This is a genomic window from Parabacteroides sp. AF21-43, assembly GCF_003635435.1.
Lineage (GTDB): Bacteria > Bacteroidota > Bacteroidia > Bacteroidales > Tannerellaceae > Parabacteroides > Parabacteroides distasonis.
The window spans coordinates 247219-260422 of the sequence record NZ_QTMG01000002.1; the positions used below are offsets into that span (position 1 = coordinate 247219).

General features: G+C 44.3%; 9 protein-coding genes. 6 read left to right on the forward strand and 3 right to left on the reverse strand.

Features of this window, described 5'->3' with window-relative positions:
- The first annotated feature begins 10 nt into the window (after positions 1 to 10).
- The 3 genes from DWX84_RS02915 to DWX84_RS02925 all read left to right on the forward strand — a co-directional run bounded on the left by DWX84_RS02915 (position 11) and on the right by DWX84_RS02925 (position 6784).
- Positions 11 to 1267 carry a Gfo/Idh/MocA family oxidoreductase gene (locus tag DWX84_RS02915; protein ID WP_005856828.1) on the forward strand — a complete coding sequence of 419 codons (1257 nt, stop codon included), beginning with the start codon at positions 11 to 13 and terminating at the stop codon, positions 1265 to 1267.
- Positions 1268 to 1279: 12 nt separating this feature from the next.
- Positions 1280 to 4747 carry a DUF1080 domain-containing protein gene (locus tag DWX84_RS02920; protein ID WP_122377419.1) on the forward strand — a complete coding sequence of 1156 codons (3468 nt, stop codon included), beginning with the start codon at positions 1280 to 1282 and terminating at the stop codon, positions 4745 to 4747.
- Between the two features lie 138 nt (positions 4748 to 4885).
- On the forward strand, positions 4886 to 6784 hold the full coding sequence (locus DWX84_RS02925; RefSeq protein WP_048927323.1) for a PAS domain-containing sensor histidine kinase: 1899 nt from the start codon (positions 4886 to 4888) through the stop codon (positions 6782 to 6784).
- Here the strand turns inward: DWX84_RS02925 and upp are convergent.
- From upp to DWX84_RS02940, 3 genes are all read right to left on the reverse strand, one after another.
- On the reverse strand, positions 6727 to 7380 hold the full coding sequence (gene upp / locus DWX84_RS02930) for a uracil phosphoribosyltransferase (protein WP_005862213.1): 654 nt from the start codon (positions 7378 to 7380) through the stop codon (positions 6727 to 6729). The two genes, DWX84_RS02925 and upp, sit on opposite strands and share 58 nt — an antisense overlap.
- 153 nt (positions 7381 to 7533) lie before the next feature.
- Entirely contained in the window at positions 7534 to 7818 is a 285-nt protein-coding gene (locus tag DWX84_RS02935; protein ID WP_005856836.1) for an HU family DNA-binding protein, read from the reverse strand.
- Between the two features lie 182 nt (positions 7819 to 8000).
- Positions 8001 to 8837: a hypothetical protein gene (locus DWX84_RS02940; protein ID WP_022192159.1), complete on the reverse strand. Its 837-nt coding sequence runs from the start codon at positions 8835 to 8837 to the stop codon at positions 8001 to 8003.
- Positions 8838 to 8937: 100 nt separating this feature from the next.
- Between DWX84_RS02940 and murB the strand changes: the two genes are divergently transcribed.
- The 3 genes from murB to DWX84_RS02955 all read left to right on the forward strand — a co-directional run bounded on the left by murB (position 8938) and on the right by DWX84_RS02955 (position 13202).
- Positions 8938 to 9951 carry a UDP-N-acetylmuramate dehydrogenase gene (gene murB, locus DWX84_RS02945; RefSeq protein ID WP_022192160.1) on the forward strand — a complete coding sequence of 338 codons (1014 nt, stop codon included), beginning with the start codon at positions 8938 to 8940 and terminating at the stop codon, positions 9949 to 9951.
- Positions 9951 to 10706 carry an MBL fold metallo-hydrolase gene (locus DWX84_RS02950; RefSeq protein WP_005862219.1) on the forward strand — a complete coding sequence of 252 codons (756 nt, stop codon included), beginning with the start codon at positions 9951 to 9953 and terminating at the stop codon, positions 10704 to 10706. The genes murB and DWX84_RS02950 overlap by 1 nt, the downstream gene beginning before the upstream one ends.
- Before the next feature lie 117 nt (positions 10707 to 10823).
- Positions 10824 to 13202, forward strand: coding sequence for an SLBB domain-containing protein (locus tag DWX84_RS02955; protein ID WP_048927322.1), 2379 nt, complete (start codon positions 10824 to 10826; stop codon positions 13200 to 13202).
- The last annotated feature ends 2 nt before the right edge of the window (positions 13203 to 13204 follow it).

Consider the following 13204-nt stretch of genomic DNA (forward strand, 5'->3'; position numbering starts at 1 on the left):
AATTCGTACTATGAAGACAAACAGAAGAGACTTCCTGAAGACTCTTGGAGGAATCGCGGCATTTACGATTGTACCGCGCCACGTGTTGGGTAATGGATTCATCGCTCCAAGTGATCAATTGACAAAAGGAATTATCGGTACAGGTGGTATGGGCCGTGGACATGTGGACTATGCCGGAACTCGTCTTGTCGCCGTGTGTGACGTCGATAAGAATCATCTGGAGCTAGGTAAACAGTTGGTAAAGGATAAGATTGCCGCATACCATGATTTTCGTGATTTGATTCTGGATCCTAATGTAGATATCGTTCATATAGCTACGCCTCCTCACTGGCATGGTATCATGTCTGTCGAGGCCGCTAAAGCAGGAAAAGATATTTGGTGTGAGAAGCCTATGACCCGTACGATCGGGGAGGGTAAACGGGTAATGGAAGCGATGAAGCAATACGGACGTATGTTCCGCTTGAACACTTGGTTCCGTTTCGCAGACCCGTTCTATGGATTGGGCACTCCCGTGAAACCTTTGAAGAAACTGGTTCAAAGTGGTATGTTGGGCTGGCCGCTAAAGGTAACGATCAGCAAGCATACCGGTTTCGACTGGAAGTTCTATTGGGTTGGTAAAGAATATCTGGAACCGCAATCGGTGCCTAGTGAGCTGGATTATGATTTTTGGTTGGGTCCGGCTCCTTACAAACCTTATAACCCGCATCGTGTGCATCAGACATTCCGTGGATACTGGGATTATGACGGCGGTGGTTTAGGGGATATGGGACAGCATTATATTGACCCTGTACAATATTTTCTAGGAAAAGATAATACCAGCCCGGTTAAGGTAGAGGTGGATGCTCCGCAACAACATCCGGACGCCGTGGGTACTTGGCGCTCGATTACGTATACCTATGAGGATGGTTGCCAGATCGTACTTTGGGGAGGTGATTACGGGGATCCGAACACACCTTATATTTCCGGACCGAACGGGAATGTCTATAAGAATTTCGTATGTGATATCCCGGATTGGGAGAAAAAGTTATCCGATTATCCCGAACCCGAGCCACAGGTTACCGACTTTATCGAGTGCGTAAAGACTCGTCAGCCTTTTGCCTTGAATGAGCGTAATGGCTTCCGTTCCGCTACGATCGTGAACATGGGTGCCGTAGCCCTTCGTTTGAATCGTACGCTTCACTTTGATCCCGTAAAACTGGAATTTATTAATGATGAGGCCGCTAATCGTTTGTTGGATCAGCCGATGAGAGCACCTTGGAATATTTAAACACATACACATATGAAAAAAGTATATATATCAATTGCCAGCTTATTGTTGTGCGGTAGCATGTTAATGGCTCAAAGCCCGGCTAATCGTACATCGAAGACGATCGTTGCCGATGTACTGGCACAGATGCCGGCGGAGCAACAAGCTGAATATAACAAATTAATTAATGACCTAAGCTCCACTGGCGAGGAAGGGGTCTTGATGTTGATTAATAAGATTAACGCTCCGGGAAAAGGCAGTAACTCGAACGTGGATTATGCGTTGAGCGGATTGACTCATTACGTGATGGCGAAAGGTGAGGAAAATGCCCGTCTAGCAACAGCCAACGCATATTTGAAAGCCTTGGATAAGGTGAGCGACCGGGAGACAAAGGCTTTTATTATCCGACAGCTTCAATTACTGGGAAAAGATGAGTGTGTGGATACGCTGGCTAGCTATTTGAACGATGAGAGCCTAAGCGGTCCTGCTGCCCGTGCGTTATCCGCGATCCGTACCGATAACGCTAAGAAGGTTTTGGTGGCTTCCTTGATGCGTCGATCCGGTACTCCGAAGACGCAAAAGGATATTATCCGTGCGATCGCTGACGTGCAAATCGCTGATGCGGAAAATGTATTGAAAGTGATGCTTGGTTCCAGCGATGAGAATATGCAGAAAGAGGTTCTTTATGCGTTGAGTCGTGTAGGTTCTAAAGCTTCTCTAGGCGATTTAGCCGCCGCTGCGGAGAAAGTCGGTTATAAAATGGAAAAGACCGGGGCGAATGAGGCATATATCGCTTTGATAAAACGTGTCCTTGAGCAAGGCGATACCAAAGATGCGGAGAAAGCAGCGAATGATTTATTGAAGAAGTCTACGAAAGCGGGCATGACACAGACCCGTGAGGCCGCTCTTCAGATTCTATTAGCCGCTAAGCCGGAAGCTGCTACGAAGAATTTATTATCGGCTTTGAAAGATACGGATAAGGGATACCGTAATGCGGCTTTGAACTTCGCTTCGGGTTTCGCTGATCAAAATGTTTATATCGAGGTCATGAAACACATGTTAAAGGCGAAGCCGGAAGTCAAGGTGGATATCTTGAACTGGATAGGCCGTGAAAGCAAATGCCCGTCTAAACATGACATGATCAAGAATCTGGAACTTCGTTTTGATCTACCAGCGAGACAAGTTCTTTTGGACCAATTGAAAGATAAGGATTTCTATGTGCAACAGGCCGCTGTTTGGGCTTTGGTTAAAATCGGTGATAAGAGTGTCATTCCTGTGCTGGCGGATTTGTTGAAGAGCAATGACAAGCAAGTGATATTATTGGGTCAAGATGCTTTGATGGCATTTAACGGCGATATTGATCAAGCGGTCGCTAAAGTGATCCCGTCCGCTTCCGATGCCGGGAAAATCGCTGGTTTGGAGCTGTTGGCGATACGTATGGCCGACGCGAATCTAAATACGGTACTGGATCAGATTAAATCCGGCTCATCAGAGGTGAAGAAAGCCGCTTATACCGCATTGAAAGATGTAGTATCCGAGAAAGATTTCACTTTATTGTGCGGAATGTTGGAGACTGCGGAGGCTTCAGCTGTCGCTCCGCTTCAAGATGCGATCATTGCCGCTATCTCTAAACAACCGGCGGCAACTCAAGTATCTAACGTGAATCGCCGTATGATACAAGCGGGAGACAGCAAGAGATATCTTTATTATAAGGTCTTATCAGCGACTGGCGAGAAAGAGGCTTTGGCTACGATCGTGGAAGGATTGAATAAAGGGAATGGAGCGGCCAAGGATGCGGCTCTTGACGCTTTGTTGGCGTGGAAGGGTATTGAGGCTGCCGATGAACTATTTACGGTTTGCCAATCCGCCGCTTCCGATCAAGTATTCGATAGGGCGTTAAAGCGTTATGTGCAGTTGGTATCTAATCCGGCATTTACGAGAGAGAATCGTTTGTTGAGCTTGCGGAAAGTCATGGAGATCGCCCGGACGAGCGAGCAAAAGGCTCTTATTTTACGTCAGATCCAACGGGCGGATACCTTCTTGGCATTGATGTATGCGTCGGAATTCTTGGATTCAAGCGATGCGGCTGTTCGTTCTGCGGCTGTTTATGCGGTTTGGAATATCGCTCGTAACCATCCGGAATATAAGGGTGACAATGTGAAGGCAATCTTGAAACGTGTTTTGACCATGTTCGACGGGGAAGACGCTCGTTATGATATCGATGCCTTGAAGCAACATTTGGATGCGATGCCGGACGAGGTCGGATTTGTCTCTATCTTTAATGGTAAGGATTTAACGGGTTGGAAAGGTTTGGTCGAGAATCCGATCGCCCGCGCCAAAATGAAACCGGCTCAATTGGCGAAAGCGCAGGAAAAGGCGGATGAGAATATGCGTCGTGACTGGAAAGTGGAGAATGGCCTATTAGTATTTGACGGTACTGGGTACGATAACCTATGTACTGAAAAGCAATATGGTGATTTCGAGATGTATGTTGATTGGATGTTGGATCCGAAAGGACCAGAGGCTGATGCCGGTATTTATCTGCGTGGTACTCCTCAAGTCCAGATCTGGGATACTTCTCGGGTAAATGTAGGTGCGCAAGTAGGTTCCGGTGGCTTGTACAACAATCAGGTAAACGAGAGCAAGCCTTCGAAAGTGGCCGACAATAAATTGGGTGAATGGAATTCCTTCTATATTAAGATGGTTGGCGACCGTGTGACGGTTGTCTTGAACGGAGAAAAAGTGGTAGATAACGTGATTCTGGAAAACTATTGGGATCGCAAGCTTCCGATTTTCCCGGTAGAGCAAATCGAGATGCAAGCTCATGGCAGCAAGGTCTATTACCGTAATATCTACGTAAAGGAATTGGAAAAACAAGAACCGTTCAAATTATCGCCGGAAGAGGAAAAAGAAGGCTTCAAGGTTTTGTTTGACGGAACGAATATGCATGAATGGACTGGAAACACGGTTGATTATATCTTGGAAGACGGCTGTATCTCTATGGTTCCAAGCAGTAGTTTCGGAGGTAATCTGTACACCAAGAAGGAATACGGAAACTTTATCTATCGTTTTGATTTCCAGTTAACCCCGGGAGCTAATAACGGTGTCGGTATCCGTACGCCGATGGAAGGAGACGCAGCATATGTAGGTATGGAAGTGCAGGTCTTGGATTGTGAACATCCTATTTACCAAGGAAACATCACTCCGCTGCAACATCATGGTTCCGTATACGGTATCATTCCCGCCCGTGAGGATCATCCGAAAGCGTTCAAGCTGGTTGGAGAATGGAATACGGAAGAGATCATGGCGGATGGCGATCATATCCGTGTGACGGTGAATGGAGTCGTAATCTTGGATGGAAATATTCGGGATGCCGTGAAGAATGGTACGCCGGATGGAAAGGAGCATCCGGGTTTGTTTAACAAAAAAGGTCATATAGGTTTCTTAGGACATGGTTCCCCTGTCAAATTCCGCAATATTCGTATCAAGGAATTGAAATAATTTATATCAGGCTTTGAATATATAAAGAGATTGTCTTGAGTGATTCGAGACAATCTCTTTTTTATTATAGGGGATTTATACTATTTAAATTATATCTTTGTGAAATCATAGTGTAATTTTATCGGAAGGGATATTTTTATGGAGGATATACAGACTCAATTGGATCAATGTAAATTGTTATTAGATAGAGCGGAAGTTGGCTTGTGGGAAGCCGATTTTGTTCAAAGAGGTTATATCTGTTCCGATTATTTAATGAGTATATTTGGGAAGAAGGGGAATAATCTCTCTTTTTTTGAATTTTACTATATAATCCGGGAAGACTTTAGGGATCTGATTACTACGGATTTTTTATCGATCCAATCTGTCGATACGTATGAGCAGATATTTCCGATAATAACACCGACTGGGGAAAAATGGGTACGCTCCAGATTATGTGAGCGTAAGTTGAATAATGGAGTGTGCGTAAAAGCGTTGGGCATATTACAGATTTTACCTAATTTCAAACTGAAAGAGGAAAAGATTAGTAAGATGATCGATCATAATGAGATGATCTTCCGAAAGCTATATGTAAATTTACCTGTGGGGGTCGAGCTTTATGACAGGGACGGTTACTTGATTGACCTGAACGCAAAGGATATGGAGATATTCGGTATCCGGTCAAAGAAGGACGTTTTAGGAGTCAATATTTTTAGCAACCCGATTCTGCCTAAAGATGTGATCAAGAAACTCAAGGAGAATAAATCCGTGAATTTCCGGCTGAATTATTCGTTTAAGAAGGTCGATGATTATTATAACACCTCGAAAGTAGGCGAGATGGATATCGTTACCAAGGCCAGTATTTTATATGACCAAAGAGGTGAACCTTCCAGCTATTTACTTATTAATTTGGATAATACGGAAAAGATGATCGCCTATAACCGTATTTCTGAGTTTGAGAATGTATTTACCTTGGTCAGCGTATACGCTAAAGTCGGTTATGCCCTTTATGACTTATATACCTTTGAGGGCTATGCCATTAAGCAATGGTATGAGAATATGGGAGAGAAGGATGGAACCCCCTTGTCCCCAATTATTGGGATTTATTCTTATATTCATCCGAACGACGCTGGATATATAAACTCATTCTTTGAGGAGGTGAAACAGGGTAAAGCGCATCATTTCCGTAGGGAAGTGCGTGTGAAGTCTGGTGACGGATGGAAATGGATTTGCGCCAATATCACCCGTAACCCTCAAAGCGTAGACCCGAATAAACCGGAGATGATCTGTATTAATTACGATATCACGGAGTTAAAGGACTCTCAATTGAAAAGGGAAAGGGCGGAAGAACTGGATCGTTTGAAGTCTGCCTTCCTAGCGAATATGAGTCATGAGATTCGTACGCCATTAAATGCCATTGTCGGTTTTTCTCAATTATTGGCGGAAACGGATGATCCCGAGGAGAGGCATGAGTTTGTGGAAATCATCGATAGCAATAATCGGATGTTGCTTCAATTGATCAGTGATATTCTAGACTTGGCAAAAATTGAATCCGGTACGATGGATTTCAAGTTCGCCGATATGAACGTAAAAGAGGTGATCAATGAGATCGTGACCTCATTCCGTATCAAGATGCCCGATAACGTAGCTCTGATCGCTCCCCAAGATTCACCGGAATGCCAAATCTATAGCGATCGTATGCGGCTGACGCAGGTAATATCCAATTTCCTTAACAACGCGATCAAGTATACGAGCGAAGGTTGTATCACCTTAGCTTACGAGATCATAGGTGATGAGATAAAATTCTCCGTGACTGATACGGGGGATGGCATGAGCCAAGAGATACAAGCCCATATCTTTGATCGTTTCTATAAAGGAAATACGTTTAAACAAGGTACGGGCTTGGGGCTATCTATTTGCGAGACCATCGTAAATAGGCTAGGTGGTCGGATCGGTGTAAATTCCGAGTTGGGCAAAGGCAGTACGTTTTGGTTTACACATCCCTATTCCTTCTCGCCGAATGCTAAATCTCCTGCATCGCCTAATCCGGGAACGATATAAGAATGATCGTCGAGGTCATTATCTAATGCGGCGATCCAGATTGTAGTCTTGTCATCCGGCATTTTCTTCTGCAAGTATTCCAAGGCTTGTTTGCTTGAGATGATGGAGGCTACGTGTACATGGTCGGGTACTCCTTTGGTCAGCAGGGCCTCATACGCCAATTCCATAGAGCTTCCGGTGGCCAACATCGGGTCGGATATGATCAAGGTTTTACCTGTTAAGCGAGGAGAGGCGATATATTCGATATGAATATCAAAATTCAAACGGTCTTTATATTTGCGGTAAGCGGATACGAAAGCGTTCTCCGCATTATCCAGATACCGAAGGAAACCTTGGTGGAATGGAAGCCCGGCACGCAAGATCGTACTAATCACGATTTGATCGTCCGGCGTATTCATCGGGGCTATACCTAGCGGGGACTGGATGTCTTTCGTACTGTAATGAAATTCCTTACTGATCTCGTAAGCCATGATTTCTCCGATACGCTCAACATTGCGACGGAAACGAAGGCTGTCTTTTTGTATGTCTACATCTCTAAGTTCTGCAACAAACTTGTTTAATATGGAATTTGTGTCTCCAAGATTGACGATTCTCATGAGTCTTTTTTTTGAGTCCAAAAGTAATCATTTCCGGACACTAAAAATCATAAGTATGAAATTTTTCATTCATACTTATAAATGAAAGATTTCATACTCATGATTTTTTATCCCCTTACCGGGGATATTTTTACTACGTTTTCGGTTACTTTATTATTTCAGGTGGGCATTCATCGCCTCAAGGAGGAATTTACCCGGTTTGAATTTTACGGTCGTACGAGCGGGGATCATTACCGGAGTACCTGTTTTAGGATTTCTGGCAAGACGCTGTGTTTGCGGTCTTGGGATCAGTGTTCCAAATCCGACAAGTACGATTTCCTCATTTTCGGACATACGCTCAGTTACGATCTCGATGTAAGCATCCAATACTTTCTTTGCTTCTTGCTTTTGTAACCCGGTCTTGTCTGCTAAAGCCTCTATAAGTTCTGCTTTGTTCATAAATGCAAATTTTTTAAATTGTTAAACACTACAAATGTACACTTTGAAGCTGGTTTTATAGTTACGTTTTGCAAAGATACATTTGCATTTGAGTTTCTTATTAAACAAGGCCTACAGATGTTTGTTACATTTTTAAGAACAAAAAATGTTAATAATGTGTCAGTTTGCGAATTTCGAAACATTTATTGAATCTTGATATACCCGATTCGTGTGTACTTGATAGTACGGGATTCTATATGTTTTAAGACCTTAGCGGAAGTCAAAGTCAATTTTTCCCCTACTTGGAAAGCATGAGCGCCCGGTGGCAACGTTTGCGTGGTAAGACTACGATCTTTCGCTTTTATCCTCAATAAAAAGTAATTTCCGGCGATGTCCACGGCCGTGAGCAATTGATCTACATAGAAATATTCGGTACCACGGATAATCTGTGTCTTGTAAGAATCGTCTTCAATGCGGACTTTTGTGATTGTTAACTTTAAATCGCTCAATTTTTCTCCCGGTGTTCCTACAAAGCGGCTTACAGGCATTTTATATTTCTTACGGGTCTGTAGGTCGAGATAGATTTTACTGTAGGTCACCGCTAACTCTTTAAAACGCATCTCGCTTTTTACGTGAGGCTCATATTTATCGGCTATCCAAACGACGTATCGGGGATCGATCGTATAGATGTCATGCAAATGGTATCCTCTGTATTTACCGAAAGAAATAATATCGTCTCCATTATCGGGAGAGTCTTTGATATCTGTCGTTATAAATAAAGGTAGAAAGGAGTTGCTTACCATCTTAATCGCCTTATTCACCGAGCTGATGGCATTCAAGTCGAGATTCGCCAAATAGACCGTCGGATGATAAGTGGCCGAAGGCGTAAAGAACCAAAGCGTATAATATAAGGTCTTTGAGGTAGGCAAAAGAATGTAGTACCGCCCTTTGTCTGACGTTTTTCCTCGATTGAACGTGTTTAACTTGTCGAGGATCATCTTCTGTATTTCACCGGATAGGCCGGACGTGTTCTCATCCATACGATCAACTCTATATACAAATCTACTGAAAAAATCCGGAACTACATAATTTGCGGATGAGTTATTTATGACTACTTTTGCCCTAAAAATAAAATAGACGATGAGAATAGAGCAGAATTATTCGTTGGAGAAACACAATACGTTCCATCTCCCAGTAAAGACACGTTGGTTCATGGAGTATGAGACGGAGGAGGAGTTGCAACGAATCTTACATGATGAATACTTTCAGGAATGTTTATCCTTGCATATAGGAGGCGGGAGCAATCTATTGTTCATCAACGATTATAATGGCATTATCATCCATTCCCGAATCAAGGGGATTTCTATCTCGGCGGAAACGGACGAGTATGTATCGCTTCGTGTCGGGGCTGCGGAGATCTGGGATGATGTCGTGGCATACGCCGTATTGAAAGGTTGGGGAGGTATAGAGAATCTTTCTTTAATACCCGGTGAGGCGGGCGCTGCCGCTATCCAGAACATCGGGGCTTATGGTATGGAGATCAAGGATGTGATCGAGAGCGTGGAGGCTTATAACCAGTTGACATTCGAGAAACGGACTTTTACGAATACGGATTGTGAATATGGATATCGTAATAGTTATTTCAAGAATGAGCATCATGACCCCCACATCATAACTTATATTACGCTTCGACTATCCAAGAACCCTAGCTTTTCGGTTAATTATGGGAACTTAAAGGAGGAGTTGACGAAATATCCGGAAGTTACTTTGGAAACGATCCGTGAGGCTGTCATAACAATTCGCAGGCAGAAGCTTCCCGATCCGGAAGTATTAGGCAACGCAGGCAGTTTCTTTATGAACCCGATAATTACGGCAGAGCATTTTGAGAAATTGAAAAAGCAATTCCCGGAAATCCCGTCTTATCCCGCTTCGGAAGGAAAGATCAAGGTTCCGGCCGGTTGGTTGATCGAGCAATGTGGGTTTAAGGGTAAAAACCATGGGCCGGTAGGTGTTTACGAGAAACAAGCGTTGGTATTAGTGAATTTAGGAGATGCCCGGGGGCATGAGATCGCGTTGGTCGCGGAGAGCATTCGTACCGCCGTAAAAGATCGTTTCGGTATAGAGCTTATGCCTGAGGTTAAATATGTCGGATAATGAAAATCGTTTTTTTAGGAACAGGAACGTCTACGGGCAATCCTGAGATAGGTTGCCAATGTGAGGTATGTACTAGTAAAGACCCCCGTGATTGGCGTCTACGGGCTTCGATCTTGGTAGAGACGGAAGGGAAACGGATATTGATCGATTGTGGTCCGGACTTCCGTTGGCAAATGATAACCAATAAGATTTACTATTTTGACGCCGTTTTAGTAACTCATGAGCACTACGATCATGTAGGTGGCTTAGATGATCTACGTCCTTTTGGCCGGTATAAAGATGTGGATATTTATGCGGAAGACAATGTCGTGGAGGCGATAAAGACTCGCATCCCTTATGTCTTCCGGGAGCATAAATATCCGGGAGTGCCTAATTTGGTTTTGCATACGATCGGGACGAAACCGTTTGAGGCCGCCGGTGTCATGATCACTCCGATCCGTGTAATGCACGCTAAGCTGCCGATCTTAGGTTTCCGTATCGGCAATATGGCTTACTTGACCGACCTTAAATATCTTCCGGAAGAAGAGTACGCTAAGTTGGAAAACCTTGATGTATTGGTTATTGATGCCCTTCGGAAAGGAGAGCATCAATCGCATGAGAGTCTGGAGGAAGCCTTAGCGAATATATCCCGTATCCAGCCCAAGGAGGCCTATTTAATCCATATGAGTCATCGCATAGGGTTGCATGCGGTCATTGAAAAAGAGTTGCCTCCGCATGTACATTACTCATATGATGGATTAACGGTGACTTTTTAAGTCATATATTGAAAAGATTCTTTATCTTTGCCAGCTGAAAATCTAGAGAATAGCTGCTTTTTTAAGTTAGTCGCTTATAGCAGGAGTGGTATATAATAAAAAACAATAATAGACTGTATGAATTTATCGTTTAAGAACGTACTATGCGTATGTTGCTTATTGCTGTCGGGATCTGTGTATGCACAGGTTCCGCAAGACTTGATTGACAAGGCGAAAGCCGCTGGAATGTCGGATACGCAGATCCAGCAGGAATTAGCCAAGCGTATGAAACAAGAAGGGGGATCAGTCGGATCTCAAGCTACCGCTACCGATGCGAAGGTTAGCGACCGGGTAATGCCGGTAATCGATGAAGGACAATCCTTAGAAGCCCAACGTAGAAATAATCTTCCTGCTTCAGCCATGGAGAATACCGTATTCGGGCATGAAATCTTCTCAAACAAGAACTTATCTTTTGCCCCAGATTTAAACATCCCTACACCTAAGGATTATGTGCTTTCCGCTGGTGATGAGTTATTGATTAATGTATGGGGAGATTCCGAGCTAAACTTGAAATTAAAGATCTCTCCGGATGGTACGATCCTTGTACCAAATTTAGGTCCGGTGTCGGTCAGTGGATTGACGATCGCTGGCGCTGAGACTCGTCTGCGTCAGGAGTTGAGCCAGATTATGTCTACGCTGTCTGGTTCGGGAGAGGGGAATACCTTTGTTTCCGTCAGTTTGAGCCAGATTCGTAGCATGAAGGTGAATATTGTCGGCGAGGTAGTCGCTCCCGGTACGTATACATTACCTTCATTCGCCACATTATTTAATGCGTTGTATGCCGCCGGTGGTGTGAATAAGATCGGTTCTTTGCGTAGCATCAAGGTATATCGCAATAGCAAGGAAATCGCTAATCTCGACGTATATGATTATTTATTGAACGGAAAGTACACAACGAATGTTCGTTTGGAAGAGAACGATATGATTATGGTAGGCCCGTACGACCAGTTAGCGGTGGTTCGAGGTAAGGTGAAACGTAATCGTATTTTCGAGTTGCGCAAGGGTGAGACCTTGAAGCAATTGCTGGATATGGCCGGCGGATTTACCGGCGACGCTTATACGAAGGACGTACAAGTGAAGCGTAAATCAGATAGTCGTTACCAGATCTCTACGGTTTCGGAAGATAAGTTCGCTTCTTTCGTGATGCAGGATGGCGATTCTTTGCTGGTAGATTCCGTTATTCCTTTTTATGAGAATCGTTTGATCGTGACGGGAGCAGTATGGCGTCCGGGAGAATATGAGTTAAGTCCGTCGGTTCGTACGGTAAAGCAATTGGTAAAACAGGCCGCAGGTCTTAAAGGAGACGAGTTCGCCGGCCGTGCCTTGATTACCCGTTTGAATCCGGATTTCACGACTACGATGATCGCCGTGGATATTCGTGGTATCTTGAACGGTACCGCTCCAGATGTGGAGTTGCAAGCGGAAGACCAATTAAGCATTCCTTCCCTATTCGATTTGCGCGAACCTTATACGATCAAGGTTGGCGGAGCCGTGAATTATCCGGATACGGTGCTTCCGTATCGTCATAATTTGACAATAGAGGACGCTATCATGATGGCCGGTGGCTTAAGAGAGTCCGCTTCTTCTATTAATGTAGAGGTAGCCCGTCGTGTGAAGGATCCTAGTTCCAATCAGAATGTCAACCGGATCGCTGATGTATATAACTTCTCGTTGAGTGAGGACTTCAAGTTGAATGCGGGAGATACGATCTTTACGCTGGAGCCGTTCGATGAAGTTTATGTTCGTTTCTCCCCGGGGTATCATGAGCAACAGGTCGTGAAGGTGAACGGCGAGATCACTTTTGCCGGTAGCTATGTATTGGCTACGAAGAACGCACGTTTGAGTGACATTGTCGCGAAAGCGGGAGGCGTTACCCCAGAGGCTTATGTAAAAGGTGCCAGCTTGAAACGTCAGTTGACAGAAGATGAATTGAAACGCATGGAGACCCTTCTGGCTTTAAGTGAGGCGAATAAGCAAAGCCGGGATTCCATCGGTGTAGCGTTGATGAATGTGAAGGACTATTCCGTAGGTATTGATTTAGAGAAAGCGTTGGCAAATCCGGGCAGTATCGATGATGTCGTGCTTCGTGATGGTGATGAACTTTATATTCCGCAGTTGCAAAGTACGGTGAAGATGAGTGGAGCCGTGACTTATCCGAACAGCGTGACTTACACGAAAGGTATGTCAGTTACGGATTGCTTGTCTCAAGCCGGTGGTTATAATGATATCGCACGTAAGTATCCGATCGTAATATATATGAATGGTAAGGTCGCTACGACGAAGCGTACCGCTATCTTTTTCAAGCGTTATCCGAAAGTGGAGCCGGGCTGTGAGATCGTAGTTCCGACGAAGACGCAACGTGAGCGCCGAAGCTTGGCTGAGATCATGAGTATCAGTAGCTCCGCTACCTCTATGGCCGCGATGATTACCTCTATTGTTAACATGATTAAAAACTAATC